Origin of the sequence: Rhodococcus sp. 06-462-5 (assembly GCF_002258315.1) — a bacterium.
In the GTDB taxonomy this organism is placed as follows: Bacteria; Actinomycetota; Actinomycetes; order Mycobacteriales; family Mycobacteriaceae; genus Rhodococcoides.
Window position 1 is genome coordinate 62,598 of the sequence record NZ_NOYD01000008.1, and the last position, 24,917, is coordinate 87,514.

Genomic DNA, 24,917 nt, shown 5'->3' on the forward strand with positions numbered 1-24,917 from the left:
TCGCAAGTTGTGAATCAGGATGCGACGGCAGCCAGGAGGGCTTCGCGCTGGTTTGCACCGAGTCCACCGATACGGCGGGTATCGGCGATGGACAGCTGCTCGAGCAGCTGTGCGGCGCGCACGGAACCAACACCCGGCAGGGCCTTGATCAGGGCGGACACCTTGGTCTTCTTGACGATCTCGTCGTTCTCCGCCTTGGCGAGAACGTCAGCGACGCTGAGTTCGCCGGACTTGACGGATGCGAGCAGCTTCGACCGCGCAGTGCGTGCCTCGGCCGCCTTGGCCAGCGCCGCGGTGCGCTGTTCCGGTGTCAATACTGGTAAAGCCATGGCCTGTTCTCCTCGATTGTGGTGACCCGTCGCTCGTTGACAGGTCTCGACCCTCTTGCATCGTGCCTGGTGGCTCTCCCAATCTAACCGAACAACACGACTGTCATTCCGGTCGAGCCACCGAACCTTCCCAGCCAGGCTACGTCCTATCCGATTCGGGGTGTGCCCCGACCAGCACTTCGGCCCCGTGTCGGCTCTCGAAGGGCGTCGTGTACCGGGCATGTCCGACGCCTCCCTGCCCGTCTTTCAGGCAGGTGCAGGCGAGTAGGTCTTCCTGAGTGCGACCTTGACCACCTTGCCGCTCGCGTTGCGGGGGAGGGCGTCGACGACGACCAATTCCTTGGGGTGTTTGAACCGCGCGAGATGGTCGCCGAGCCACACGAGAAGCTCGTCGAGTGTCAGGTCGGGGGTGCCCGGTGCATCGTGCAGTGCGACCACTGCGACGGGCACCTCGCCCCATCTGTCGTCGGGGCGGCCGATCACTGCGGCCTCGAGGATTCGGGGGTGGGAGAACAGGACGTTCTCGACCTCGGCGCAGTAGATGTTCTCGCCGCCGGAGATGATCATGTCCTTCTTGCGGTCGACGACGAACACGAATCCTTCCTCGTCCTGGCGTACGAGGTCGCCGGAGTGGAACCAGCCGCCGTGGAATGCGTCTGCCGTCGCGTCGGGGTTCTCCCAGTATTCGCGCATCAATGTGGGCCCTCGATAGACGATTTCGCCGATCTCGCCCTGCGCCACGTCGTTCATCTCGTCGTCGACGACGCGTGCTGCGATGGTCGGGACGACGCGTCCGACGGAGCCGAGTTTGCGGAGGGCGTCGATGCCGTCGAGCACGCAGGTGATGGGCGACATCTCGGTCTGCCCGAAAACCGCGACGTTCATCGCGCCCGGGAACGTTTCCGACATCGCGCGCAGGACGGTGTCCGATGCCGGGGCGGCACCCCAGGAAATGACCCGCAGGGCAAGTTCTCTCGGGTTGGCGGCCTGCTCGGCGCACATTGCCTGCCACTGCACGGGAACGAGAAACAGGTTGGTGACACCCTCGGCGGCGAGTACGTCGAGCAGGGTGCCCGGATCGAATGCCCCGACCGGGTACACGACGGTGGGAATGCCGAGCAGCAGGCTCGGCGCGAGGCTGCCGAGTGCGGCGATGTGGAACATCGGTGAGGCGCAGAAGCCGACCTCGTCGGTGGCGCTCATCTGCAGTGCCCGGACGCAGGTGAACGCCTGGGCCTGCATGTTCGCGTGCGTGAGTACCGCGCCCTTGGGTCTTCCGGTGGTGCCCGAGGTGTACATGATCAGTGCCGGGGCGTCGTCCGGCACGTCGACGGTGTCCGCCGGCTCGGCGGAGGACAGCAGTGTTTCGTAGGCGTCTCCGACCGTGATGATCCCGGTCAGTGAATCGCTTTGCGCTACAACTGCTTCGGTCAGCGGAGCCAGTGTCTCGTCGGTGATCACCAGGGACGAGCCGCTGTTCTGCGCGAGAAACGCCACCTCCGGCGGAGTCATCCGGAAGTTCACCGGGACGGCGAGTGCGCCGAGCGCATTGATCGCCAGGACCGCCTCGAGGTATTCGGGGCGGTTGAGCATCACGATCAATACCCGGTCACCGAATCCGATTCCGCGGCCGTGCAGCGCGCCCGCGAACCGCGACACGCGGTCGTCGAGTTCGCGCCAGCTGATCGATCGCCCCTGAAACCGAAGCGCCACTGCTTCGGGCTGCATGAGGGCGTGCCGTCGAACGTGGTTGTTCCAATTGTTTCGGTTGGACAATCCGGGTTCGTTGGGGTGAGCGGCCATCGCCGGTTCCTCTCGTCAGCCGTGGCGGGATCGAATGTGATGCAGCTTACAGACTGCGTGCCGCTTTGTCCGGAACTCCGTCGGCTGCATTTCGGCTGGTCAATGACGCATTAAGTTTGTGGTCATTCGCATCGATCCCGTTACTATGAGCAATCGAGACGACCGGCGCGGCGAGGTGAGGCGATGAGCGAGACAGGTACGACGGCGCAGCGGCGTCGGCCACGGAATCGAAAGTCGCAGATTCTGGTGGCCGCGGCCGAGGCCTTCAGCGAGCGCGGCTATCACCCCGTCGGAATCGAGGACATCGCCGCCACCGTCGGCATTTCCGGACCTGCGCTGTACCGGCACTTTCCGACCAAGTACTCCCTGTTCGTCGACACCGTCATGCGGATGACCGATTCCTTGGTCGCTGCAACCGATCCGGCCGTCATCGATCCGGTCGTCGTCGAGCTGGAGGGTCCGCAGGCCCGAATCGACGCGGTCATCGGTGCCATCATCGCCACCACCATCGACAATCGCCGCACCGGTGGGTTGTATCGATGGGAGGGACGGTATCTCGTCGGTTCGGACCGCGAATACCTACGCCGAGCGTTGCGAACGGTGCACGAGCGGGTGACGGCCCCGTTGCGACAGCTTCGCCCCGATCTGTCCGAGGCAGACGCCGCACTGCTGGCCACGGCGTCGATCAGTGTGGTCGCCAGCATCACCGCTCATCGATCGGCGTTGTCGGCCAAGCAGATCGAGGAGTCGATGCTCACTGCCGCGCGGTCGGTCCTGCGGACCGAACTTCCGCAGCAGGGCAACGAATCCCCCCACCGCGACTCCGTGCCGGAGCATGCATCGAAACGCGAAGAGCTGCTGCATCATTCGATTCGGCTGTTCTATCTGCACGGCTACCACGAGGTGGGCCTCGACGACATCGGCGCAGCAGCGTCGATCACCGCCTCCAGTGTGTACCGCTACTTTCCCAGCAAAGCCGAGTTGCTCGAGGCCGCGTTGCATCGTGCCAACGACCAGCTCACCGACACCCTCGCCGGTGCGCTCGAGCACTCGAACTCCCCGGTCGACGCGGTGCGGACGTTCGCCAGGCTGTACACCGAATTGACCTTCCGGCAGGGCGAACTCGTGGCCGTGTACTTCGCCGAGATCGGAAATCTACCGGCCGATCGGCGCACGACACTGCGCCGGATTCAGCGACACAACGTCGACGGCTGGGCGCAGCTACTGCGTGAGGCCCGGCCGAACACGAGCGTGGTGATGTCGAAATTTCTCATCCACGCCGCTCTCGGGTTGGTCTTCGACGTCGGTCGCACGGTGCGGTTCGAGCGGTCCGACCGAACCATGGCCCGCGTGCAACAGACGATGACGGCGGTACTGCTGGGATGAACCCTCCGCATTCAGGCCGGAGTCGGTACAGCGGAATACGGGCACGCCGCAGCGCCCAGATCCCGAGGGCTGTAGCCGACGGGATAGCCGGGGTAGGTCCTGTTCGACGCGTCGGCGGTGGCCCGCGATCGCGTTCGCTTGGGTAGGAACCGCTCGACGCGGGCCCTGGCGCGCAGAGCCCGCACGGCCACCCGTTCGACCGTCGGTGAGCCCGCGGGGAACCCGAAGGCACCGGCCATCCGGTCGTCCAGCAGCGCGAACACTCCCTGCTTCACGGCGGGGGTCAGCGCAGCGGGATACCAGGAGCAGTACAGATCGAGCGTGTACGTACCGATCCGACGATTGTCTTCGGTGAAGCGGAACGTCCGCTCCTCGTAGTCGAGCTTGAACTGCGCGAACTCGGTGTACGACTCGGGAATGTTCTTGATGCCCATCCGCTTTCCCACTTCGCGGTAGAAGTGGAACGTCGCCAGTCTTTCCTTGGGGTGCAGGCGACGCCATCCGTAGGTGTCGATCCACTCGATCGGCTCGTAGATGAACGTCGTCAACACGTACAGCATGTCGTCGTTCGAGATGTCGTACTGCCCGTGCATTCGGTTGACCATCCGAAGCGACTCACGCCCCCGCTCGGAGTCGTAGCCGTGCTCGAGCAGTTCGGCCATCAGCAGTGAGGTGTCGTCGTAGCGCTTCTGGGGTCGGTTCTCGAATTCGCCGGTCTCGGCCAACAGCGCCGAGATGGTCGGCACGCAGTAGGTACGGAACAACGCGAACTCGAGTGAACGCTGGTAGTCCCACGGGAACTCGTAGCCGGCGGTGATGCGGTGGATCGTGTGACAATCCCGCACCGGGTCGAGTTCCTCGATGCGCCGCAGCCAGCCGAAGCGCCCCCTCTTCGGCGTGATGTCCATGGCTCAGCCCCGTCCGTGCCGAAGCTTCAGTGCCAGCACGGAGAGCTTCATGTTGCGTGCTTTGCGCTTCATCGTCAGCAGATTGACCGGGGCTGCGAAACTCTGCACGGTCAACGATTTGACGGTGCTGAACTCGCGCAGGCCGTCGGCCCCGTGGATGCGGCCGAATCCGGAGTCACCCGTGCCGCCGAACGGCAGCGCTGGAACACCGGCGAATCCGAGGACCGAATTGACCGTCACAACACCACAATCGAGCTTCTCGGCGGCGCGTCTGCCCACCGCTCCGTCCTGGGTGAACACCGATGCGCCGAGTCCGTACTTGGACGCGTTGGCCCGTTCGATGGCCTCGTCCAGATCGCGAACCTTGTTGACCACCACGGTCGGACCGAAGGTCTCTTCGGTGATCGCAGTCGAATCCTCGGGTACGTCGGTGAGAACCACCGGGTCGATGTACGGCCCGTGCAGCGACTCGAGTCCGCCGACGACGGCCTTGCCGCCCTTGGCCAGAGCGTCCTCGATCTGGCCTCGCACGATCTCGCTCTGCTTGCCCAGTGTCATCGGACCGTAGGACGAGGTCTTCGTTCCGCCGGGCTTCAGGGCTTTGACCGCAGCGGTGAATTCGCCCACGAATCGGTCGTACACCGGAGCTGCGACGTAGATGCGTTCGACGCCGGCGCAGGTCTGCCCGGCGTTACCCATCGCTCCGAACGTTGCGAATTCCACTGCGGCAGTGATATCCGCGTCTGCGTCCACGAGCATCGCGTCCTTGCCACCGCACTCGGCGACCAGTGGGGTCAGCGACTTCGCGCAGGTGGCCATGACCTTCTTGGCCGTGGCGGTGGAGCCGGTGAACGCGATCTTGTCGACGCCGGATTCGACGAGGGCGGTGCCGGTGGATCCGTCGCCGGTGATCGTCTGGAACACCGGGTGCGGAGCGGCCAGTGACTGCCACTTCTCGGCCAACCAGGTCCCGACGCCCGGCGTCAGTTCACTGGGTTTGAACACCACGGTGTTGCCGGCCGCGAGGGCGTAGGCGATGGAACCCATCGGGGTGTAGAGCGGGTAGTTCCAGGGACCGATGACTCCGACGACACCGAACGGGCGATACCCGACGTAGGCCTTCTGGTTCACTGCGAGCAGGCCTGACCCGACCTTGCGCTGTCGCAGAATCTTCTCGGCGTTGCGGGCGGCCCAGTCGAGGTGTTCGACGCCGAGCATGACCTCGAGCAGTGAGTCCTCGTCGGGTTTGCCGGTTTCGGCGGCGATGACGGTAGCGAGGCTCGCGGCGTCCTTGGCGATGGCTGACTTGAATTCGAGCAGCCATCGTTTGCGTCCGACGAAGCCCTGCACGTCCCACCATCGCGCGGCCGACCGGGCTCGAGCGACGGCGATGTCGACCTCGGCGGTGCCCGCGATCGGATACGTGGCGAGTGCGACACCTGTTCTGGGGTCGAGGCTTTCGAAGGTGCTCTCGTTCGTTCGTTCGATCTGGTCCGTCACGGGCTCTATCCTCCAGCAGATCGCATCACATATATTTGATGTGATTCAATGTTGTCCAGGACACACTATGCGTCGTATTCGGTTGCTACAACCCCCGCCGCCCCGATGTGCAGGAGCCGATCCATGAGTATCGATCTCACCCAGGAACAGACCGCGTTCGCGCAGGCGGTCGCATCCTTCTGTGCCAAGGAAGCGGGCACCCGCGCCCAACGGGACGAACTCACCGAGCACGGCGCACACAGTCACAACCAGGCGCTCTACGACAAGATGGCCGAGCTGGGCTGGTTGGGCGCGATCATCTCCGAGGAGCACGGGGGAGCGGGCGGCAGCACCGTCGACCTGTGCATCCTGCTCGAAGAATCTGCCAAGGCCATGGCGCCCATCGGCGGCATCGGCCCCACCTTGATCACCGGCGCGGCGTACGAGAAGTTCGGCACACCCGCGCAGAAGGACACAGTTCTCGGCGGCATCGTCGCCGGCCGAAGCTACTCGATCTCCATGTCCGAGCCCGAAGCCGGCTCTGATGTGGGAAATCTGACCTGCCGCGCCGAGAAGACCGACTCCGGCTGGCTGATCAACGGCCAGAAGACCTGGTGCTCGAATGCGCATTTCGCCGATCGGATCCTGCTCGTCGCACGTACGGGCAGAGAAGGTGGCAAGCACGAGGGTCTGACGATGTTCGACGTCCCGGCCGATATCGAGGGCCTGAACATCGTCGGCATCGACACGATGGGTGGCAAGGAAGTCAACGACCTCTACTTCACCGACTGTGCACTGCCCGAGGACGCGGTGGTCGGAGTGGAAGGTCAAGGATGGTCGCAGCTGATGACCGGCCTGAACATCGAGCGTCTCATTCTCGCGGCGATGATGCTCGGCACTGCGCAACGAGCGTTCGACGACACACTCGACTTCATCACCCAGCGAAAGCAATTCGGCAGGCCCGTCGGGACGTTCCAAGCACTGCGACATCGCATCGCCGATCTGGCCACCGAGATCGAGTGCGGACGGCTGCTGGTCTACCACGTGGCTCGATTGGTCGACGAGAACCCGACGAAGCTGTTCCCGCGAGAGGCGTCGATGGCCAAGCTCAAGCTCACCGAGACCGCGAAGAAGGTGGCACTGGAGGGCATGCAGATGATGGGCGGCTACGGGTACGCCACCGAATTCGACATGGAGAAGCACGTCCGGACGACTCTCGTGTCCTCGATCTACGGCGGTACCAATGAGATTCAGCGTGACATCATCGGCAAGACGTACGGACTCTAGGCAGTCGTGCTGCATCGCCGCCCGCAGCTCTCGGAGGATGTCGCCGCAAGTATTCGCCGGCAGATCGTCACGGGAGTACTGACACCGGGCACCTTCGTGCGCATCGACGATACGGCGGGCGAGCTCGGGGTCAGTGCCACTCCCGTGCGGGAAGCGTTGGTGTCGTTGCGCGGCGAAGGCCTGGTGGACCTCGTGCCGCGTCGGGGCTACCGGGTCAACGAGTTGACCGAACGCGACATCGAGGACATCTTCTGGTTGCAGGGCACGATCGCGGCAGCGTTGGCCGGCCGCGCCGCGCGGCACATCACGAACGAACAGATCGAGGCGCTTGGCACCGTGAACGAACGATTGCGTGACGCCGTGGCCCGATCCGACTTCGAATCGGTGGAGTCCTGCGAGTTCGAATTCCACAGGCACATCAACAGATTCGCCGGGGGAACCAAGCTGGCCTGGTTTCTCCTCGGTGCTGTGAGATACACACCCTCGCGGCTGTATGCGTCGAACAGGCAATGGGGTGAGCACGCGGTCCGCCATCACGAACAGTTGATCGAGGCATTCCGGCGGCGCGACGTCGAGCTCGTCGGCGACCTGACGTGCAGGCACTTCCTCGCCGGGGCCGAGCTGGTGCCTCGGCTAACGGGGTGATGCGGCCAGTAACAGCTCGGCGCAGCGGACGACCACGGCGTCCTCGTCCATCTCGAGTTCGCCGCCGAGCCATGCAGTGAGCACCTGAGCGAATCCGCCGACGACGAAATAGGTTGTCAGATCGAGATCGTGATCTCTCGTCGTGCCGTAGAACTCGGTGGCCTGAGTGGCCAGCAGATGGGCGAACATCTTCGTCGACTCGGCCCGTTTTGCCACCAGGATGTCGCCGACCGTCGTGGCTGAGAAGAGGAGGAACCCGCGGCGCGGGTCTTCGGCGACAGCGCGCACGATCGCACGGATTCCGGCGTGTACCCGTTCGCGGTCGTCCTTCGGTGCTGCGGCGACGGCGTCGAGCGCGATGGCTGCGACATCGTCGACGACGTGGTCGTACACCGCCTCCATGAGCGCGTCCCGGTCTGCGAAGCTCTCGTAGAAGTAGCGACTTGCGACGCCGGCCCGGCGGCACACCCCTCGAACTGTCAAGTCGGGCTTGGCAGTTCCGAGCAGATCGAGTCCGGTCGCGATGAGGATGCGTCGACGGTCGGCGACTCGGGCCGTACCGTCCACGCCGCCGTAGGTACGGGGTGAATCGGGCATGAATACATCTTGACACGCTCGGCACCCGCGCCTAGCTTGATCTGAACACGCACGTACTCAGATTGCCGACAGAGAAGGGTTCGACTGCGTCGTGACTGTCGACAACGACCTTCTACGCAAGTCCATGACCGGGTTCGGCCTGCTCGCTGGGTCGGCGAACGTGATCATGCAACTCGGGCACCCTGCGGTCGGGTACGGAGTGTTCGAGAGCCGCGTGGAATCCGGACAGATCAACCGGCACCCGATCAAGCGGACCCGAACCACGTTGTCCTACCTCGCCGTCGCAGGTATGGGAGACGACAAGACCAAGGCCGCGTACCGCAAGGCAACCAACAGATCTCATGCGGCCGTGCGGTCGACGGCCGACAGCCCGGTGAGGTACAACGCCTTCGATCCCACCCTGCAGCTGTGGGTGGCGGCGTGCCTCTACCGCGGTTTCGAGGATGTGTACGTTGCGCTGTACGGGCCACCCGATCCGGCCGTGGCGGACGAGATGTACCAGGCGTGCCACGTACTCGGCTCGACACTGCAGATGCCGCCCGAGATGTGGCCCGCAGATCGAGCGGCGTTCGAGAACTACTGGGAAGCAGCGCTGGACGACATTCGCATCGACCCGACGATCAGGCGCTACCTGTACGGCATCGCGTCGGCCACGTTCACCGGACCCGCTGCACTGCATCCGCTGATCGGGCCGTTCTTTCGCTTCGTGACCACAGGATTCCTACCCCAGCGATTCCGGGACGAGATGGAATTGCCCTGGGATCCGGTCAAGCAGAGACGGTTTGCGCTTCTTCTGCGCAGCGCGTCCCTGCTCAACCGGATGTTGCCGCCCGTCGTTCGTGCACTGCCGTTCAATCTTCTGCTGCACGACGTCGAGCGTCGGATGCGCTCGGGGCGGCCGCTGGTCTAGTTCGAGGCCTCAGCTCAGGTGATGCGGCTGCGGGTGCGACTTGTGGCCCTCGTCCGATCCCTCGTTGTCCTGATGACCGTTCACCGTTCCTTGCACACCCGTCCCCGCCGGGACCATCGAGATGATCACCGACTTCGAGGTGGGGCAGTTGCTCTGCAGCGCAGTCGAGTCCAGCGGGATCAACGGATTGGTCTCGGGATAGTAGGCGGCAGCCGATCCCCGTGGGGTGTCGTACTCGACGATGCGGAACGACGGCGCGCATCGTTCCACGTCGTCGTCGTCCCACTTGGTGACGAGGTCGACCATGTCGCCGTTACGGAAGCCGAGAGACGAGATGTCCTCCCGGTGCACGAAGATGACGCGTCGACCGTTCTCGATGCCGCGGTACCGATCGCTGAGGCCGTAGATCGTGGTGTTGAACTGATCGTGGCTGCGCAGCGTCTGCAGAATCAGGTGGCCCGGCGGAACCTGCAGCACGTCGATCGGCGAGACCGCGAATTCTCCTCGGCCACTCTTGGTTTCGAAGGTCCGACTGTCGCGCGGTGGGTGCGGCAGGACGAAACCGCCGGGGCGTCGAACATTGACCTCGTAGCCCTCGCACCCGGCGACGACGCGGGAGATGTGCTGGCGGATGTTGCGGTAATCGTCGCGGAAGCCCTTCCAATCGAGGCCGTAGCGATCCCCGAGCGTGGCCTCGGCGATACCGCTGACGATGGCAACCTCGGAACGGAGGTACTCGCTCGCAGGCTTCAGCGGTCCGCGCGAGGAGTGCACCGAGCAGGTGGAGTCCTCGACCGAAATCCATTGCTCACCACTGGCTTGCACGTCCTTCTCGGTACGGCCCAGGGTCGGCAGGATCAGTGCGGTCTCGCCGCACACCAGGTGCGAGCGATTGATCTTGGTGGAGATCTGCACCGTCATCCGCATCGATTGCAGTGCGAGGAAGGTGATGTCGCTGTCCGGGGTGGCCTGCACGAAGTTTCCGCCGAGGCCGAGGAAGAAGTGCGCCTTGCCGTCGCGCATGGCTCGGATGGAATCGACGGTATCGAGGCCGTTCTCACGAGGTGGCTCGAAGCCGAATTCCGCGGCCATGGCGTCGAGGAACTTCACCGGCGGGCGCTCCCAGATGCCCATGGTGCGGTCGCCCTGGACGTTGGAATGGCCACGGACAGGCAGGAGGCCGGCTCCGGCCTTGCCGATGTTCCCCTGTGCGAACGCGAGATTGGTGACTTCCTTGATGGTGGCGACGGCATTGCGGTGCTGCGTCAGGCCCATGGCCCAGCAGAAGACCGTTGCCTTGGAATCGCGCAACATCTCGGCGGCCTCGGTGATCTGCGCTACCGACAATCCGGTGACCTCGGTGACGAGATCCCAGTCGACCTCGGCGACGTGCGCCTTCCACGCGTCGAAGCCGACGGTGTAGTTGTCGAGGAACTCGTGATCGAGCGCGTCCCACTTCACCAGCAGTGAGCCGATGGCCTGGAAGAGTGCGAGGTCGCCGTTGAGCTTGATCGGCAGATGCAGATTCGACAGGTCCGTTCCCGGTCCCACCATGCCGCGCGGGGTCTGCGGGTTCTTGAAGTTGAGCAGACCCGCTTCGCGAAGTGGGTTGATGGACAGAATCTTTGCGCCGTTCTGCTTCGCCAGCTCGAGGGCGGAGAGCATGCGCGGGTGATTGGTGCCGGGGTTCTGGCCTGCCAGGATGATCAGCTCGGCGTTGTGGACGTCGTCGAGGGTGACACTGGCCTTGCCGATGCCGATGGACTCCTGCAGCGCGATGGACGTCGACTCGTGACACATGTTGGAACAGTCGGGCATGTTGTTGGTGCCGAATGCCCTGGCGAAGAGCTGGTAGGTGAACGCGGACTCGTTGGAGGCGCGGCCCGAGGTGTAGAAGATGGCCTCGTCCGGACTGGCGAGTGACTTCAGCTCGTCGCCGATCAGGCGGAACGCGTCGTCCCACTCGATCGGTTCGTAGTGGGTGCCGCCGGGCAGCTTGATCATCGGATGCGTGATGCGGCCCTGCTGGCCGAGCCAGTGCTCGGTGTGACCGTCGAGCTCGGCAATGCTGTGCTGCGCGAAGAACTCCGGGGTAGCCCGCGTCGTCGTCGCTTCCTCGGCAACGGCCTTGGCACCGTTCTCGCAGAACTCCGCTGCGTGCCGATGGCCCGGATCCGGGTCGGGCCAGGCGCAGCTCATGCAGTCGAAACCCTCGGCCTGGTTCAGCTTGAGGAGCGTCTGCGCGGTGCGCTTGGGCCCCATGTGCCCGAGTGCTCGCTTCATCGACACTGCAACGGCGACGGGGCCTGCCGCGTGGGTCTTCGGCTTCTCGATATCGAGCTCGGCCTCGTCGACGTCGCTGTCGGTGCGTCTCATGCGGGTCCCTTCGTTGCGTTACCCCCGCACTCGACCATAGCCTTCGGCTCAGCCGGCGAGGAGTTCGGTCACCAGATTCACGTACTGCTGCTTCGCCGAATCCTGGCTCGTGCCTTCGAGCTTCGCCCAGGCATCGAACTTCGCACGGTTCACCATGTCCAGCCGTCCGGGCCGCTTACCCGAGACGTCGCCGATCGAACCCTGCTTGAAGAACGAGTACAGGCGCAGTAGGTCGTCGTTGCTCGGCTTGGACGTGAGCTTCTTGACGTCTACCTGCGCATCGGCGAACGACTGGTCGAGATCGGACATGGAAGAACTCCTTCTGCTAGAGGTGGTGTCATCCTTGCACGGCGGCATCGGATATCAACCGAATGCAGTGCGCCACGAGGGCTTCGCGGGTGACGGTGAGAGTGCCGTCGAGACAGCCGATGAACAGGGCAGTCAGCGCCCCTACGGTTCCGACGGCGATCAGCTGTCGGTCGACGGAGTCGGGGAGTTGGGCATGCACCAGTTCGACGAAGCCCGGCAACAGGTCGAGTCCGCGACGGCTGAGCGCCGGTTCGGCCAACGGTGCGATGAGCAGCACCCGGCCCGTTCGTGGTTCGTCGATGATGAGTTCGACGAATGCGCGCACCGGGGCGGCGATGGTGTCCTCGGGGGTGGTCGCCGTCGTGACGGCGTCGATCAATGTCTTCTGGGCTCTCGATCCCACCCAGGCGTACACGGCCCGGACGAACGCGTCGCGATCGGAGAAGCTCTCGTAGAAATATCGCTCGGTCAACCCGGCAGCGCGGCAGACGGCGCGGACGCTGACTGCCGGTCCGTCGGGTGCGCCGAGGAGCTCGACTCCCGCGGCGAGCAATGCGTCGTACCGCTTGGATCTGCGCTCCTCCAACTGTTGACTACGCATGTTGTCAACCCTAGTCTGACAACATGCGTAGTCAGAGTGATCGCCCGGTCCCGCTCGGTCCCGACTCACTCACCTGGAAGTACTTCGGAGACTGGCGCGGGATGCTGCAGGGCGTCTGGGCCGGGTCGATGCAGAACATGCACCCCGGGCTCGGTGCCGGGGTGGAGCAGCATTCGACGTTCTTCGACGAGCGCTGGCAGCGGCTGTACCGATCGTTGTACCCGATCGGTGGTGTGGTCTTCGATGGCGATCGCGCCGAGGAGACCGCGCTGCAGGTCCGCGGGTATCACACGAACATCAAGGGAATCGACGCCAAGGGACGCAAGTACCACGCCCTCGATCCCGAGACGTTCTACTGGGCGCACGCCACCTTCTTCATGGGCACGGTGCTCACTGCAGACCACTTCATGGGCGGCCTGACCGAGGAGCAGAAGGTCACGCTGTTCGACGAGCACGTGCAGTGGTATCGCCTGTACGGCATGAGCATGCGGCCGGTGCCCGCAACCTGGCCCGAGTTCCAGAAGTACTGGGATCACATGTGTCGAAACGTCTTGGAAGACAACATGGCTGCCCGCGGGGTGCTCGACCTGTCGAAGCTGGGCCCACCGCCGTACGCCGCCTGGCTGCCGGAACGAGTGTGGGCGGTGCTCAGGCGTCCGGTTGCGGCGTTGTTCGTGTGGATCACCGTGGGGCTCTACGACCCGCCGGTGCGCGAGCTTCTCGGCTATCGCTGGTCTGACCGGGACGAGCAGCGTTTCACGTTGTTCGGTAAGGCGGTGAACCTGGTGTTCGGGTTGGTGCCACCGCGTCGCCGTCTGCATCCGCGGGGGCGGGCCGGGTGGGATCGCGTCAACGGCCGGATCCCGGCGACATCACCGCTGGTGCACACGCCGGCTCGAAATCTGCCACCGGTTGAGCGCCGTTCGGACCCGTCGCACTACAGCCCGAATGTGTAGATCGACCCGAATGTGTAGATCGATGGGCTCCGGGTACATCGGGGGGTATGTACAACGTCAGAACCGGAACCGGCAAGCCCTTGGTCCTCGTGCACGGTCTCGGGTCCTCGCACCGAAACTGGGACCCCATCGTCCCTGCCCTCGCCGCACATCGAGAGGTCATCGCGCTCGATCTGCCCGGATTCGGGCAGACCCCGCCCCTGCCGGAGGTGTCGATCGCGACGTTGACCGACGCGCTGAGGGGGTTCCTCGACGACGAGGGACTCGCGGACGCCGATCTCGTCGGTAGTTCGATGGGGGCTCGGATGGTCGTCGAGCTCGGCCGACGCGGCCATCGCGGTTCGATGGTGGCCCTCGATCCCGGTGGGTTCTGGAACGACCGTCAGGTCAAGATCTTCGGAGCCACGATCACCGCGTCGCTGGCACTGATGAAGAACGTGCAGCCCCTGGTGCCGTTTCTGGCCGGAAACCCGGTCACCAGAACGGCTGCGTTGGCTCAGTTCTCGGCTGCGCCGTGGAAGCTGCCGAGTGGATTGGTCGAGCGGGAGCTGAAGGGCTTCTCGACCAAGACCTCACCCTCGCTGGACGCCGCACGGAAGGCCTTGATCCACGGGCCGAAGCAGATCGGTGCACCGAAGGGGTCGTTGCACGGGTCGCTGCTCATCGGCTGGGGCCGTCAGGACAAGGTGACGACGCCGAGCCAGGCGAAGGTGGCGCTGGAGCGATTCCCCGACGCCACCCTGCACTGGTTCGACAAGTGCGGACACTTCCCGCACTGGGATCAGCCCGCCGAAACCGCTCGCGTGATCCTGCGAGCAACGGGGCGGTAGCAGTGGCTCAGCCGTTCCACCACGGCCGCAGAGGTACGTCGGCCTGACCTTTCGGTCCGAGCTTGACGGCCAGAACCTGATGCAGCTGAACGACATTGCGCTCGAATCCCAGACGGGAGCCGGCCATGTACAGGCCCCACACGCGGGCTGTTCCCTCGCCGGCCTCGGCGACGCATGCGTCCCAGTTCTCGACGAGGTTCCGGCACCATCCGGCGAGGGTCAGGGCGTAGTGCTCGCGCAGATTCTCCTCGTGACGAACCTCGAGTCCGACGTCCTGGATCTCGGTGATGATGCGGCCCGAGCCGGTGAGTTCGCCGTCGGGGAAGACGTACCGGTCGATGAAGCTGCCCGCCTTGGCGTGTGCGCGATTGTCCGGCCGGGTGATCGAGTGGTTGAGCAGTCGGCCGCCGTCGCGCAGTTTGGACTGGATGAACGTGAAGTACGACGGGTAGTTGTGCACGCCGATGTGCTCGGTCAGTCCGATGGAGGAGATGGCGTCGAAGTTGGTTTCGGCCACGTCGCGGTAATCGGAGAAGCGCACCTCGGCGAGGTCGGATAGACCTTCGTCGGCGATGGCCTTCTGCGCCCACGACGCCTGCTCCTGGGAGAGCGTCACGCCGATGACCTTGACGCCTCTGCGCGCGGCGTAGCGCACCATCGAGCCCCAGCCGCAGCCGATGTCGAGTAGGCGATCACCCGGCTGCAGCCCGAGCTTGTCGAACACCAGGCGGTACTTGTTCTCCTGCGCCGCTTCCAGTGATTGGTCCGCGCTCTCGAACGCCGCACAGGTGTATGTCATCGAGGGGCCGAGCACCTTCTCGTAGAAGGCGTTGGACACGTCGTAGTGATGGTGGATCGCTTCTGCGTCGCGAGTCTTGGAGTGGCGCAGGCCTTCTGCGATGCGACGCCACCGCGGAATCGCCTCCTGGGGCGGAGGAGCGATGGGCCGCAACACATCCCAGCCGAGAGAACGGGCGATCGATGTCAGTGTCATTGCCGAGGGCCGACGGAAGTGCAGTTCGTCGCCCATCAGTGCCAGCAACTCGTAGGGGTCGCCCGGGTGAACGCCCGTTGCTTCGAGATCACCCGAGACGTACGCGCGCGCCATGCCGAGATCGCCGGGAGCGGTTGCGAGATAAGTGGTTCCGCGGGGGCTCTTGAGGTTGAGGCCGATTCTCGCGTCCTCGGGTCCTGCGGTGCTGCCGTCGTATGCGGTGAAGCGCAGTGGGATGTTGCCGTCGGAGATCAGTTCCAGAATCTCGGAGATCTTGAGCTTCTGGGCACCGCTCACCGTGCGATTGCCGGAGTCCTTGAACGTCGTCATCTGCGTTGCACCGCCTTCGAGTACAAATCCAACAATCGGGATTCGGGATCGTATTTCTGCTTCAGCTGTATATATCTCTCGCCGCCGTACAGCACGGCGAATTCATCCTCGGTGTAGTAAGCATCCGAGTACAGCGATTTATGCCCGTCGAACTCGGTCACTTTCTTCTCGATGGCGCGGTTCGCGGCACCCTCGGGTTCGCCTGCAACGATCGGAACCGAAGACCAGAAGCCGATGTTGACGTAGGTGCGTTTCGGCTCGAGTGGATACAGCGGCCACGGCCGGGCCGGATTCGCGCCGGGCGCTGCAGGCTCACGAAGACGCAACGGGCACAACCACAACGGCTCGATCGGGATGTTGTCGAGGAACCACGTCACGAAGCCTGCAGTGTGTTCGATCGGAACCTCGACATCCTGCACGACGCGTTCGCGTGGCGGGTTTCCCTTGCGCTTCTCGAGTCGATCGGCAATGTCGTACTTGCGATCGAGGCCGATGAGCTTCCAGTAGAAACTACTGCGCCGGTACTTGCGTGGCCAGAAGCGTCGGATTCTCGGGTTCTGTGTTCCGAAGGCTCGGGAGCACCAGAACCAATCGGTGTCCCAGCGCCACAGGTAGTCGTGAATGGTGAGGCGGTCGATCTTCGGTGTGTCCGAAGCGTGTTGGATCGAGCGGTAGAAGATGTCGGCGCCGGTGTAGTCGCTGACCGGTCCCGGTTCGTCGGTCTGGACGCCGAGGGTGAGGTAGCTTTCGTCGGCGCTGAACACCACACCGTCGAGGTACTGAACCTCGACGCCGTCGTACTCGCGCTGTTCGACGATGGTGTCCATCGTGGACTGGAGGGTGTCGAGATCGTGAAATCGCAGGTGGCGCAACGCGACATACGGCAGCACGGGTTCGAGCTGAATCCGCAGCCGAGTGGAGTAGCCCAGGGTGCCGTACGAATTGGGAAAGCCCCAGTAGAGGTCCGAGTGTTCGCCCTCCGGTGTCGCGGTCACGATCTCGCCGCTACCGGTGAGGACGTCGATCTCGAGTACCGATTCGTGTGGAAGTCCACTACGAAACGACGTCGACTCGATACCGAGTCCGGTGACGGCCCCACCGAGGGTGATCGTCTTGAGCTGCGGGACGACGAGGGGCGCGAGACCGTAGGGAAGCGTCGCGTCGACCAGGTCCTCGTACGTGCACATGCCGGCGACATCGGCTGTGCGCGATTCGGGATCGACGGAGATGACCTTGCTCAGGCCCGAGACGTCGAGCCCCGGCGTGGTGGTGGTCGTCCTGGCCCGGAACAGGTTGGACGTCTTCTTCGCCAGACGCACCGTCGCATCGGCCGGAATTGCGCGATAGCTGCGAAGCAGCTGCTCGACACCCGACCGGTGCGCTGCGTAACCGCTCTCCCTCGGTTCTGGCCGTCGTCCGAGAAGAGCATTCACTGAAGCCACATTCAGACGCTATATCTCGTACCGCGTGGTATCCACCGGCATTGGCGTCCGACCGGTGAAACTTCACGCAACTGTTGCCGAATCCGGGTGAGGAATCGGAGTAAATCGGACAAATGGTTGGGTCATGCATGTGGTTTGCGAAGGCGAGAATTGTCTTGTGAAGCGCATCACACATGCGTCGAGGCGATGCCGAACGTGGTCCCGGGGGGAGGCAGGATGGATACACATCCCGTCCGCTAGAGAAGGAGTACGTCTTCGTGGCTCAGGTCAGTGCATCCAGTTCCGCCACCATCGCTGCCACACCGGATCGGGTGCTCGCCGCGCTCGCCGACTACGAGACGGTGCGCCCACGCATCCTGCCCGAGCAGTACCGCGACTACGAGGTGGTCCAGGGCGGGCAAGGAGACGGAACCGTGGCCAAGTGGACCTTGCAGGCCACCGAGAAGCGAGTACGCAACGTCGCTGCGACCGTCACCGTCGCCGGATCCACCATCACCGAACGCGACGCCAATTCCTCCATGGTCACCACCTGGTCGGTCGCCCCGGACGGCGCAGGCACCACGGTCACCACGACGACGGAATGGAAGGGCGCAGGCGGAATCGGCGGATTCTTCGAGAAGACGTTCGCGCCTCTCGGACTGAAGAAGATCCAGGCCGCGACGCTGGAGAATCTGCGTCGCGAGTTGATCTAAGCCTGTTCGAAGTCAGGGGCCTGGATGAGCTCCATGGTCCCGACCACCACGGTGCGCATCGACCACAGAAACATCCCGTCGGGTCCGCGGTCGATCGTGTCGTAGGCCCCCGGCAGGGTGTCGAGGTCGGTGCGCGCCGCGATCGCGTCGTCGTACTCACGATCGCGTCGGGCATCGTTGTAGACCATCTCCGCCAAGGCCAGAGCGTGCTCGACGACGGTGATGACAGCCCACGTCGCCTGCTTGGGGGTGAGGTCGTAGCACAGCCGGTAACGCGTCTGGACGGCGTCGGCCATACGAAGGGCATCGATCGAGCTGGGAGTCAGGCCGATCAGATACTCGGCGATCCCGGGGTTTGAATGAACCAACGCCCGCATCGCGGAGGCCAGTGTCAGCAACGCGTCGTGCATCGATTCGTCGTCAGCGGGAAGCGGTGGGGACCACCTGCGTAGAATCTCCTCCGCCACGAGCGCCTTGAGGGCGCAGAGATCGTCGATGTTGTTGTAGATCGCGACGATCGAGACGCCCAGGCTCTCGGCAACCGACTTCACAGATACCTTCGGCAGCGTCAGCGCGATACCGGCCTCGGCCATCGTCTGGGGAGTCACCCGACGCTTGCGCGGAGAGTGACTCGCCGAATGATCCATGCCGCAAGACTACGTGCGCTCAGTAGTGACGAATACTCAAACGCGGGGTTCTAGAATCGCGGCGTGTCCTTTCCTTCCGCACTACCTGTGACCGACGAGCATCGGACGCTGGTCGAACTGGCCAGGCAAACGATCGACTCGGCGACCGATGCAGGCCCTGGTGAGGACGGAATCCACACGATGGGTGCCGCGGTGAGAGTGGCGGACGGCCGCACTTTCGCCGGGGTGAATCTCTATCACTTCACCGGTGGCCCGTGCGCGGAAACCGTCGCGCTCGCAGCGGCCCGGGCGGCCGGCGCGACCGAGCCGACTCTCATCGTGGCCGTCGGCCACCACGGCCGCGGGGTGAAGAGCCCGTGCGGCAAGGACCGTCAGATCTTCGCCGACCTCTACCCCCGGATGCGCGTCATCATCGATTCGCCCGACGGCCTCGTCAGCGTTCTCGCGGGCGAACTACTCCCCGCCGGATACGACCATCGCGCGGAGCAACGCTGATCCTCGTTGCCGAGGGCGAACCTTCGTGCGACTCACCGGAAGGCACTGCGCTGAGTGTCCACTATTCGTCACCGCAGGCGCGATCCCGTGTCTGCCGCGAAATTGTGGACACTCAGGTCGGTACGTCGATTCGACGCGCAGTGAATCACAGCGATCCAAGGTGCGGCTACGCTGGTGTGCGCTTCGAACCAACGCGAGAGGACGGCACAGTGCAACCCGGTGAACAGCCCGATATGGCATCGATCCTGCAGCAGGCCCAGCAGATGCAGCAGCAGTTGATGGCGGCGCAGGCCGAGATCGCGGAAACCGAAGTGACCGGCCAGGCGGGCGGCGGGCTCGTCGTTGCCACCGTCAAGGGAACCGGTGAGGTGGTCGGTCTGACCATCGACCCCAAGGTCGTCGACCCCGAAGACATCGAGACCCTCCAGGATCTCGTGATCGGCGCTATCGCCGATGCGTCTCGCGCGGCTCAGGCCGTCGCGAGCGAGAAGATGGGCCCCCTCGCTGGTGGTCTCGGTGGCATGCCCGGCCTGCCCGGGTTCTAGGCGGTGTACGAAGGTCCGGTTCAGGATCTGATCGACGAACTCGGCAAGTTTCCCGGGGTCGGTCCGAAGAGCGCTCAGCGCATAGCTTTTCATCTCCTCGGCGTCGAGCCTCCCGAGGTGGATCGGCTCATGCGCGCGTTGCAGCGTATTCGCGACGGCGTTCAGTTCTGCATCGTCTGCGGCACGGTCTCGGACAAGGAACTGTGCCGGATCTGTGCCGATTCGCGTCGAGACAGATCTATGATCTGCGTCGTCGAAGAGCCCAAAGATGTTCAGGCCGTGGAACGTACACGAGAGTTCAAGGGCCGCTACCACGTACTCGGCGGAGCGCTCGACCCACTGAACGGAGTGGGGCCGGACCAGCTCCGCATCCGAGAGTTGTTGACGCGCGTGGGAACTCAGGACGACGGTGTCGACGTCACCGAGGTCATCATCGCCACCGACCCCAACACCGAGGGCGAAGCAACGGCCACGTACCTGGTGCGCATGATGCGAGACTTCCCCGGCCTGGCTATTACCCGCCTCGCCTCCGGCCTGCCCATGGGCGGAGACCTCGAATTTGCCGACGAACTGACGCTGGGCCGCGCTCTGACCGGACGTCGACGAATGTGAGTGCCCACGGAAGTGGTGCGGTTGGGTGCCGCCCAGGGCACTTAACCGCACCACTGCCGCAGGCACTATCGGAGCCGCTCCTTGCGGAGTTGCGCAACCTCGGGCAACTCGAGGGGAGCGAGAGTGGTGCCCAACGCACGTTCGAGCAGATAGTCCGCCAACTCCGGGTTTCGGGCGAGAACCGGCCCGTGCATGTAGGTGCCGATCACAGAGCCCTGTACGACGCCTTCGCGTCCGTCGCCGACGCCGTTGCCCACGCCGTGGGTGACCTTGGCCAAGGGTGATGCGTCCAGTCCGAGAGTTGTTCCACCGCGGTGGTTCTCGAAGCCGGTGAGCTTCTGGGTGAGGCCGTCGAGTGCGGGTTCGGTGACGACTTCACCGATGGACCTGGTGGCCTGCGGCGCGGTGGTCACGTCGAACAGAGAGATGCCGTCGACGCGTTCACCGGCGGAGGTTTCGTACCAGTGGCCGAGGACCTGGATGGCGGCGCAGATAGCGAGCACCGGCACCCCGCGGGCGGCCGCGTTCTGCAGTCCCGGGTATCGGGTGAGGTGACGGGTCGCGAGGCGTTGAGCCGAATCCTCTGCTCCGCCAAGGGTGTACACGTCGAGTGAATCGGGAACCGGATCGCTGAGGGTGATCTGCACGACCTCGGCGTCGATGTCTCGCATCCGCAGTCGCTGTCGCAGAATGAGCGCGTTGCCGTTGTCGCCGTACGTGCCCATCACGTCGGGCAGGACGAGGCCGATGCGAACGGTGGACTCAGACATCTTTCACCTCACGTGCCAGCGCTCGCCCGAGATCTCGGAACGCGGTGTAGTTGGCGAGCACTTCGACGCGTCCCGGCGGGCAGGACGCGATGGCCTGCAACGGATCTGCGATGGTGGTGTGCTGCGAACCGGCGTAGAGCAGCCGCACTCCGAGGTCGGTTGCGCGCTCACCGGCGGCCACAACGGCGACGTTCTCGAAGTGCTCGAAGCGGACGTCCCACAGCCACGAGAGGTCTTCGCCGTCCGGTACCTGACCGTTGACTGCGATGACGAGCCCGTCGCAGGTGGGATCGATCATCGACAGAGCTTCCTGCCAACCGGCGGGATTCTTCGCGAGAAGCATTCGGACGGAATGCGATCCGTACTGAACGGTGGAGTAGCGTCCGGCCACCTCGTCGACGCTCGACGCGGCCGCGACGGCATCTTCCGCGCTCGCTCCCAGCGTCACTGCGGCGGCGACGGCCTGAGCTGCATTGCCGCGGTTGGCTTTTCCGGGCAGCGACAACGTCATCGGCAGCACGAGGCCGCCGGGGCCGTAGAGATTTTCGTCGTCGAGCCACCAGTCCGGCGTCGGACGCTTGAAGTCACTACCGGTGCTGTACCAGTGCTCGCCGTCCCACACGATGGGTTCGCCGGTGCGCGGGCAGCTGACCGAGTCGCCTGCCCATCCACCACCCGCCGCGACCCAGACGACGTTCGGTGCGTCGAAGGCGGCAGAGGTGACGAGGACGTCGTCGCAGTTGGCGATGACAACGGTCTCGGGGTGTCGGGCGAGGCCGGCGCGCAGCTTGCGTTCGATCATGTTGATCTCGCCCACGCGGTCGAGCTGATCGCGACTGAGATTGAGCAACACGATGGCAGCGGGATCGACGGCGTCGGACACATGCGGGACGTGCAGTTCGTCGACCTCGAGAGCAGCCAGCTCGGCGTCGAAGTTGGCGTGCAGTGCGGCGACGATGCCGGCGTCCATGTTCGCGCCGTCGGCCTGGGTGGCCACGTCACCGAGAGTGGCCAGCGCCGCAGCCGTCATTCTGGTGGTGGTGGACTTGCCGTTGGTGCCGGTGACGATGACGGTGCGTCGACCGCGGCCGAGTCCGCCGAGGATGTCCGGGTCTATCTTGAGCGCGACGAGTCCGCCGATCATCGATCCCTTACCGCGGCCCGCTTTGCGGGACGCCCAGGTCGCCAGCTCCGCCGCGCGCAGAGCCACGCGGCCACGTGCGCCGATACGCCTGCGCTCACCCACTTCAACCATCCGCCGAGTCTGGCACAGAAGAGCGCACAGTTTCACGTCGGCGGTCGCTCCCCCGGGTCGTTCCGCGGGCTCCACTCCTGCTAACCCTGGGTCGTTCCGCGGGCTCCACTCCTGCTAACCCTGGGTCGTTCCGCGGGCTCCACTCCTGCCCCTCACACCGGAGCTTTCTCCAACACTTCGACGGGCCGCCGGACGGCCATACCGCCGAGGCATCCCCCGATGACGACGACGCCACCGATCAGCGCGAGCACCGAGGGGTCCTCGCCCAGGAAGATCCAGGCACCGGCGATGCCGACGACGGGAACCAGCAGCGAGAACGGTGCAACCAGTCCGGCGGGGTTACGGCTCATCAGGATGCTCCACAGGCCGCTGCCGACGATCGTGGCCGGAATCACTATGTAGGCCAATGCGACCAGGCCGGGCCAGCCCTGCGGACCGAACGAGGCTGCCAGCGCTTCCCAGCCCGTGCTCGGACCCTCGACCATCGCCGACAGCGCCAGCATCGGGATCGGCGGGACGACGGTCATCCACAGCATCAGTGTCATCGGAGAGTCGGACTTGGCGAGGCGGTTTCCCAGGTTGCCGAACGCCCAGCCGAGGCCGGCGAGCAGGGTGAGGATCACCGGGAGCAGGGTGGCGCTCTGGGCGCGGTCCCATCCGATCAGCACCATGCCGATCACGGCGATCGCGATACCGATTGCTTGCCTGCGGCTGACGTGTTCGCGCAGCAGGATGGCGCCGAGAACGACAGTGAACGGCGCGGACGACTGCAGCACGAGCGATGCCAGTCCCGTGGGCATACCGGCCGCCATGGCCGCGAACAGGAAGGCGAACTGCAGAAATCCGAATCCGAATCCGTAGAGCAGCAGCCACTTCAGCGGCACCTTCGGTCGCGGCACGAACAACACGACGGGGATGGCGATGACCAGGAATCGCAGCGCGGCGAAGAAGAAGGGTGGAAAGTGATCGAGCCCGACGCGGATGGCGAGGAAGTTGAGCCCCCACAGCACGGCGACGGTCAAACCGAGCAGGCGGTCGCGAGTGGTCATGCCGTCAATCGTGACGGCAGCGAATGATCAGCACAATCGAATATATCCGCAGCAACAGTTAAGATTTTCTGTATGAATGTGGAGCGGCTCAGGATCCTCGGGGAACTGGCCGACCGCGGGACCGTCGCCGCCGTCGCCGAAGCCCTGTCGATGACGCCGTCGGCAGTGTCCCAGCAGCTCAAGTTGCTGGCTCGCGAGGCGGGGGTGACGCTCCTCGAACCCGACGGCCGCCGCCTTCGACTCACGGACGCGGGGCGCGCCTTGGTGCTCAGAACCGACGAGGTGCTCGCCGCCCTCGCCCGCGCCACCGCAGAGATGGATCGATACCGGGCGTCCCCGCGGGGACGCGTCCGAGTCGCGCTGTTTCCGTCCGGTGCCGCGCTGCTGCTGCCCGGGCTACTGACGCGGATGGCGAACTCGGACGTCGATATCGACGCCCGTGACGAGGACCTGCCCGCGTCCTCGGTGCCCGAATTGTTGGCGGATTACGACGTGGTGCTCACGCACCGCGACGACCGGGCACCGTCGACTGCGGGCCCGCGCATCGAGGTGACGACCCTGATGCGCGAGCCCATCGATCTTGTGTTACCGCCCGATCATGCTCTGGCGCAACATGAATCGATAGACCTTCGGGACCTGGTCGACGAGCGGTGGATCAGTGTTCGCGGCGGATTCCCGGTCGACGACGTGCTGCTCTCGGTGGCCGCCGCCACCGGCGTCGAACCGCGAGTGATGCAGCGAGTGAACGACTTCCGCGTCACCGAGGTGTTGGTGGCGGCAGGGCACGGCGTTGCGTTGATGCCGCGATATGCCGTCGTTCATCCGGGTTTGGTGCGTCGAGAGCTGTCCGGTGTGCGTGCGGGCCGCATCTACGAACTCGCGACGCGTCCCGACGCCCATCGACTCCCGGCGATCGCGGCAGTGCTCGACGCGTTCAGGGCGGAAGCGACGTTCAGGACAGGGCTTTGGCCTTCAGCGTCCTGAACTCGTCTTGGTCGATGGTTCCGTTGTCCAGCAACACCTTTGCGTGGGCGATCTCCTCCGATGCCGACCGCCCGGCCACTTCCTTGATGTAGCTCTCCTGCTGGTCCTTGGCATGCTGCAGGGCGGCAACTTGACGCTTGGTCATGTTGCTGCCGTTCACGATCAGATAAACCAACGCGGTCAGGAACGGCGCAACGATCAGAAAGAACACCCACAGGGCCTTGACGACCCCGGACGTCTTGTGGTCTCGGAAGAGGTCTCCGATGATCGAGAACATCACCATCAGGTACGCAACGAACGCGAATCCGACGATGAGAAGCCAAAGAAAATCCCAGAAAGAGTCCATGGCGAACTTCCATTCCCTCAAGGTGCCCCGACAGCAGAGCTATTGTCCCATGCAGAGTGTCGGCTGGACGCGGGTTGAACACTTTCGCTCGCCGCAGCATTGAGTTAGCCTGGGTAACGATCCTGAACGGCGAGAACCAGGGGAGTTGTGATGGCGATATTGGTGCGCAGTGGTCTGTTCACCGTTCTGATGTTCGCTTTGTTCGTCCTCTTCGACGACAGAGCGGTCTGGAAATCCCTGATAGGCGCGGTAGTTGCCGGAGCGGTGTTCACCCTCCTGTGGTGGTTCTACGAGCGCAGGGCTCCCGACGCCGCATCCACCGAATAGTGCCCGACACAGG

The 24,917-nt window shown here is 64.5% G+C and carries 27 protein-coding genes; 12 read left to right on the top strand and 15 right to left on the bottom strand.

Features of this window, described 5'->3' with window-relative positions; genetic code table 11:
• Positions 1 to 14: 14 nt before the first annotated feature.
• A complete protein-coding gene (gene mihF / locus CH251_RS04460) occupies positions 15 to 329 on the bottom strand; it encodes an integration host factor, actinobacterial type (protein WP_008712632.1) in 315 nt (104 codons plus the stop codon).
• 246 nt (positions 330 to 575) lie between these two features.
• Positions 576 to 2,132, bottom strand: a complete 1,557-nt coding sequence (gene fadD5 / locus CH251_RS04465; RefSeq protein WP_094612026.1) for a fatty-acid--CoA ligase FadD5 — start codon at positions 2,130 to 2,132, stop codon at positions 576 to 578.
• Positions 2,133 to 2,315: 183 nt separating this feature from the next.
• Between fadD5 and CH251_RS04470 the strand changes: the two genes are divergently transcribed.
• Positions 2,316 to 3,518 carry a TetR/AcrR family transcriptional regulator gene (locus CH251_RS04470; RefSeq protein ID WP_094612027.1) on the top strand — a complete coding sequence of 401 codons (1,203 nt, stop codon included), beginning with the start codon at positions 2,316 to 2,318 and terminating at the stop codon, positions 3,516 to 3,518.
• Between the two features lie 11 nt (positions 3,519 to 3,529).
• Here CH251_RS04470 and CH251_RS04475 read toward each other — a convergent pair whose 3' ends face one another.
• Both CH251_RS04475 and CH251_RS04480 read right to left on the bottom strand, forming a co-directional pair.
• Entirely contained in the window at positions 3,530 to 4,426 is an 897-nt protein-coding gene (locus CH251_RS04475) for an oxygenase MpaB family protein (protein ID WP_094612028.1), read from the bottom strand.
• A 3-nt stretch (positions 4,427 to 4,429) separates the two neighbouring features.
• Positions 4,430 to 5,947, bottom strand: coding sequence for an aldehyde dehydrogenase family protein (locus CH251_RS04480; protein WP_373454916.1), 1,518 nt, complete (start codon positions 5,945 to 5,947; stop codon positions 4,430 to 4,432).
• A 102-nt stretch (positions 5,948 to 6,049) separates the two neighbouring features.
• Between CH251_RS04480 and CH251_RS04485 the strand changes: the two genes are divergently transcribed.
• Positions 6,050 to 7,192 carry an acyl-CoA dehydrogenase family protein gene (locus tag CH251_RS04485; RefSeq protein ID WP_094612030.1) on the top strand — a complete coding sequence of 381 codons (1,143 nt, stop codon included), beginning with the start codon at positions 6,050 to 6,052 and terminating at the stop codon, positions 7,190 to 7,192.
• Between the two features lie 6 nt (positions 7,193 to 7,198).
• On the top strand, positions 7,199 to 7,837 hold the full coding sequence (locus tag CH251_RS04490; protein WP_094612031.1) for a GntR family transcriptional regulator: 639 nt from the start codon (positions 7,199 to 7,201) through the stop codon (positions 7,835 to 7,837).
• Here CH251_RS04490 and CH251_RS04495 read toward each other — a convergent pair.
• Complete coding sequence (locus CH251_RS04495; RefSeq protein WP_094612032.1) at positions 7,826 to 8,434, bottom strand: TetR/AcrR family transcriptional regulator; 609 nt, start codon at positions 8,432 to 8,434, stop codon at positions 7,826 to 7,828. The genes CH251_RS04490 and CH251_RS04495 overlap by 12 nt on opposite strands.
• A gap of 91 nt (positions 8,435 to 8,525) precedes the next feature.
• On the opposite strand from CH251_RS04495, the gene CH251_RS04500 reads away from it, so the two are divergent.
• The gene (locus tag CH251_RS04500; protein WP_094612033.1) at positions 8,526 to 9,344 is read left to right on the top strand and encodes an oxygenase MpaB family protein; all 819 of its coding nucleotides are present in this window, start codon (positions 8,526 to 8,528) and stop codon (positions 9,342 to 9,344) included.
• Between the two features lie 9 nt (positions 9,345 to 9,353).
• Here the strand turns inward: CH251_RS04500 and CH251_RS04505 are convergent, their stop codons facing one another.
• Genes CH251_RS04505 through CH251_RS04515 form a run of 3 tightly spaced genes read right to left on the bottom strand, consistent with a single transcriptional unit; the run spans position 9,354 to position 12,630 of the window.
• A complete protein-coding gene (locus tag CH251_RS04505; RefSeq protein ID WP_094612034.1) occupies positions 9,354 to 11,720 on the bottom strand; it encodes an FdhF/YdeP family oxidoreductase in 2,367 nt (788 codons plus the stop codon).
• 48 nt (positions 11,721 to 11,768) lie between these two features.
• Positions 11,769 to 12,029 carry an acyl-CoA-binding protein gene (locus tag CH251_RS04510; RefSeq protein WP_094612035.1) on the bottom strand — a complete coding sequence of 87 codons (261 nt, stop codon included), beginning with the start codon at positions 12,027 to 12,029 and terminating at the stop codon, positions 11,769 to 11,771.
• Positions 12,030 to 12,057: 28 nt separating this feature from the next.
• The gene (locus CH251_RS04515) at positions 12,058 to 12,630 is read right to left on the bottom strand and encodes a TetR/AcrR family transcriptional regulator (protein ID WP_094612036.1); all 573 of its coding nucleotides are present in this window, start codon (positions 12,628 to 12,630) and stop codon (positions 12,058 to 12,060) included.
• A 23-nt stretch (positions 12,631 to 12,653) separates the two neighbouring features.
• On the opposite strand from CH251_RS04515, the gene CH251_RS04520 reads away from it, so the two are divergent.
• Both CH251_RS04520 and CH251_RS04525 read left to right on the top strand, forming a co-directional pair.
• Positions 12,654 to 13,586: an oxygenase MpaB family protein gene (locus CH251_RS04520; protein WP_094612037.1), complete on the top strand. Its 933-nt coding sequence runs from the start codon at positions 12,654 to 12,656 to the stop codon at positions 13,584 to 13,586.
• 47 nt (positions 13,587 to 13,633) lie between these two features.
• Positions 13,634 to 14,416, top strand: a complete 783-nt coding sequence (locus CH251_RS04525; protein WP_094612038.1) for an alpha/beta fold hydrolase — start codon at positions 13,634 to 13,636, stop codon at positions 14,414 to 14,416.
• A gap of 7 nt (positions 14,417 to 14,423) precedes the next feature.
• Here CH251_RS04525 and CH251_RS04530 read toward each other — a convergent pair whose 3' ends face one another.
• Together CH251_RS04530 and CH251_RS04535 are read right to left on the bottom strand one after the other, a co-directional pair.
• Positions 14,424 to 15,740 carry a class I SAM-dependent methyltransferase gene (locus tag CH251_RS04530; RefSeq protein ID WP_094612039.1) on the bottom strand — a complete coding sequence of 439 codons (1,317 nt, stop codon included), beginning with the start codon at positions 15,738 to 15,740 and terminating at the stop codon, positions 14,424 to 14,426.
• The gene (locus CH251_RS04535) at positions 15,737 to 17,182 is read right to left on the bottom strand and encodes an FAD-binding oxidoreductase (protein ID WP_179273605.1); all 1,446 of its coding nucleotides are present in this window, start codon (positions 17,180 to 17,182) and stop codon (positions 15,737 to 15,739) included. Before CH251_RS04535 ends, CH251_RS04530 begins: the two co-directional genes overlap by 4 nt.
• A gap of 257 nt (positions 17,183 to 17,439) precedes the next feature.
• Here CH251_RS04535 and CH251_RS04540 point away from each other — a divergent pair, with 257 nt between their 5' ends.
• Positions 17,440 to 17,874 carry an SRPBCC family protein gene (locus CH251_RS04540; RefSeq protein ID WP_094612040.1) on the top strand — a complete coding sequence of 145 codons (435 nt, stop codon included), beginning with the start codon at positions 17,440 to 17,442 and terminating at the stop codon, positions 17,872 to 17,874.
• Here CH251_RS04540 and CH251_RS04545 read toward each other — a convergent pair.
• Positions 17,871 to 18,521, bottom strand: a complete 651-nt coding sequence (locus CH251_RS04545) for a hypothetical protein (RefSeq protein ID WP_256978813.1) — start codon at positions 18,519 to 18,521, stop codon at positions 17,871 to 17,873. The genes CH251_RS04540 and CH251_RS04545 overlap by 4 nt on opposite strands.
• Before the next feature lie 63 nt (positions 18,522 to 18,584).
• On the opposite strand from CH251_RS04545, the gene CH251_RS04550 reads away from it, so the two are divergent.
• The 3 genes from CH251_RS04550 to recR all read left to right on the top strand — a co-directional run bounded on the left by CH251_RS04550 (position 18,585) and on the right by recR (position 20,173).
• Positions 18,585 to 19,016, top strand: a complete 432-nt coding sequence (locus tag CH251_RS04550) for a cytidine deaminase (protein WP_094612041.1) — start codon at positions 18,585 to 18,587, stop codon at positions 19,014 to 19,016.
• 233 nt (positions 19,017 to 19,249) lie between these two features.
• On the top strand, positions 19,250 to 19,561 hold the full coding sequence (locus CH251_RS04555) for a YbaB/EbfC family nucleoid-associated protein (RefSeq protein ID WP_217901741.1): 312 nt from the start codon (positions 19,250 to 19,252) through the stop codon (positions 19,559 to 19,561).
• A 3-nt stretch (positions 19,562 to 19,564) separates the two neighbouring features.
• Positions 19,565 to 20,173, top strand: coding sequence for a recombination mediator RecR (gene recR, locus CH251_RS04560; RefSeq protein ID WP_032379989.1), 609 nt, complete (start codon positions 19,565 to 19,567; stop codon positions 20,171 to 20,173).
• Positions 20,174 to 20,238: 65 nt separating this feature from the next.
• Here recR and CH251_RS04565 read toward each other — a convergent pair whose 3' ends face one another.
• The 3 genes from CH251_RS04565 to CH251_RS04575 all read right to left on the bottom strand — a co-directional run bounded on the left by CH251_RS04565 (position 20,239) and on the right by CH251_RS04575 (position 23,247).
• Positions 20,239 to 20,943 (bottom strand): type 1 glutamine amidotransferase, encoded by a 705-nt coding sequence (locus CH251_RS04565; RefSeq protein WP_094612042.1) that lies wholly within the window; start codon positions 20,941 to 20,943, stop codon positions 20,239 to 20,241.
• A complete protein-coding gene (locus tag CH251_RS04570) occupies positions 20,936 to 22,198 on the bottom strand; it encodes a Mur ligase family protein (RefSeq protein ID WP_094612150.1) in 1,263 nt (420 codons plus the stop codon). The genes CH251_RS04565 and CH251_RS04570 overlap by 8 nt, the downstream gene beginning before the upstream one ends.
• 152 nt (positions 22,199 to 22,350) lie before the next feature.
• A complete protein-coding gene (locus CH251_RS04575; protein ID WP_094612043.1) occupies positions 22,351 to 23,247 on the bottom strand; it encodes an EamA family transporter in 897 nt (298 codons plus the stop codon).
• Positions 23,248 to 23,319: 72 nt separating this feature from the next.
• Here CH251_RS04575 and CH251_RS04580 point away from each other — a divergent pair, with 72 nt between their 5' ends.
• Entirely contained in the window at positions 23,320 to 24,231 is a 912-nt protein-coding gene (locus CH251_RS04580; RefSeq protein WP_094612044.1) for a LysR family transcriptional regulator, read from the top strand.
• Here CH251_RS04580 and CH251_RS04585 read toward each other — a convergent pair.
• Positions 24,200 to 24,577: an SHOCT domain-containing protein gene (locus tag CH251_RS04585; protein ID WP_094612045.1), complete on the bottom strand. Its 378-nt coding sequence runs from the start codon at positions 24,575 to 24,577 to the stop codon at positions 24,200 to 24,202. The genes CH251_RS04580 and CH251_RS04585 overlap by 32 nt on opposite strands.
• Before the next feature lie 150 nt (positions 24,578 to 24,727).
• Between CH251_RS04585 and CH251_RS27375 the strand changes: the two genes are divergently transcribed.
• Positions 24,728 to 24,904: a hypothetical protein gene (locus CH251_RS27375; protein ID WP_179273606.1), complete on the top strand. Its 177-nt coding sequence runs from the start codon at positions 24,728 to 24,730 to the stop codon at positions 24,902 to 24,904.
• Positions 24,905 to 24,917: the final 13 nt, after the last annotated feature.

Excerpts from the sequence above, each read along its gene's own strand:
- CH251_RS04545 (WP_256978813.1), bottom strand. The coding sequence starts at position 18,521 with ATGGATCATTCGGCGAGTCACTCTCCGCGCAAGCGTCGGGTGACTCCC.
- CH251_RS04505 (WP_094612034.1), bottom strand. The coding sequence starts at position 11,720 with ATGAGACGCACCGACAGCGACGTCGACGAGGCCGAGCTCGATATCGAG.
- mihF (WP_008712632.1), bottom strand. The coding sequence starts at position 329 with ATGGCTTTACCAGTATTGACACCGGAACAGCGCACCGCGGCGCTGGCC.
- CH251_RS04530 (WP_094612039.1), bottom strand. The coding sequence starts at position 15,740 with ATGACGACGTTCAAGGACTCCGGCAATCGCACGGTGAGCGGTGCCCAG.
- CH251_RS04570 (WP_094612150.1), bottom strand. The coding sequence starts at position 22,198 with ATGGTTGAAGTGGGTGAGCGCAGGCGTATCGGCGCACGTGGCCGCGTG.
- CH251_RS04485 (WP_094612030.1), top strand. The coding sequence starts at position 6,050 with ATGAGTATCGATCTCACCCAGGAACAGACCGCGTTCGCGCAGGCGGTC.
- CH251_RS04555 (WP_217901741.1), top strand. The coding sequence starts at position 19,250 with ATGGCATCGATCCTGCAGCAGGCCCAGCAGATGCAGCAGCAGTTGATG.
- CH251_RS04515 (WP_094612036.1), bottom strand. The coding sequence starts at position 12,630 with ATGCGTAGTCAACAGTTGGAGGAGCGCAGATCCAAGCGGTACGACGCA.
- CH251_RS04585 (WP_094612045.1), bottom strand. The coding sequence starts at position 24,577 with ATGGACTCTTTCTGGGATTTTCTTTGGCTTCTCATCGTCGGATTCGCG.
- fadD5 (WP_094612026.1), bottom strand. The coding sequence starts at position 2,132 with ATGGCCGCTCACCCCAACGAACCCGGATTGTCCAACCGAAACAATTGG.
- CH251_RS04495 (WP_094612032.1), bottom strand. The coding sequence starts at position 8,434 with ATGCCCGATTCACCCCGTACCTACGGCGGCGTGGACGGTACGGCCCGA.
- CH251_RS27375 (WP_179273606.1), top strand. The coding sequence starts at position 24,728 with ATGGCGATATTGGTGCGCAGTGGTCTGTTCACCGTTCTGATGTTCGCT.
- CH251_RS04565 (WP_094612042.1), bottom strand. The coding sequence starts at position 20,943 with ATGTCTGAGTCCACCGTTCGCATCGGCCTCGTCCTGCCCGACGTGATG.
- CH251_RS04475 (WP_094612028.1), bottom strand. The coding sequence starts at position 4,426 with ATGGACATCACGCCGAAGAGGGGGCGCTTCGGCTGGCTGCGGCGCATC.
- CH251_RS04575 (WP_094612043.1), bottom strand. The coding sequence starts at position 23,247 with ATGACCACTCGCGACCGCCTGCTCGGTTTGACCGTCGCCGTGCTGTGG.
- CH251_RS04525 (WP_094612038.1), top strand. The coding sequence starts at position 13,634 with ATGTACAACGTCAGAACCGGAACCGGCAAGCCCTTGGTCCTCGTGCAC.
- CH251_RS04520 (WP_094612037.1), top strand. The coding sequence starts at position 12,654 with ATGCGTAGTCAGAGTGATCGCCCGGTCCCGCTCGGTCCCGACTCACTC.
- CH251_RS04580 (WP_094612044.1), top strand. The coding sequence starts at position 23,320 with ATGAATGTGGAGCGGCTCAGGATCCTCGGGGAACTGGCCGACCGCGGG.
- CH251_RS04510 (WP_094612035.1), bottom strand. The coding sequence starts at position 12,029 with ATGTCCGATCTCGACCAGTCGTTCGCCGATGCGCAGGTAGACGTCAAG.
- CH251_RS04470 (WP_094612027.1), top strand. The coding sequence starts at position 2,316 with ATGAGCGAGACAGGTACGACGGCGCAGCGGCGTCGGCCACGGAATCGA.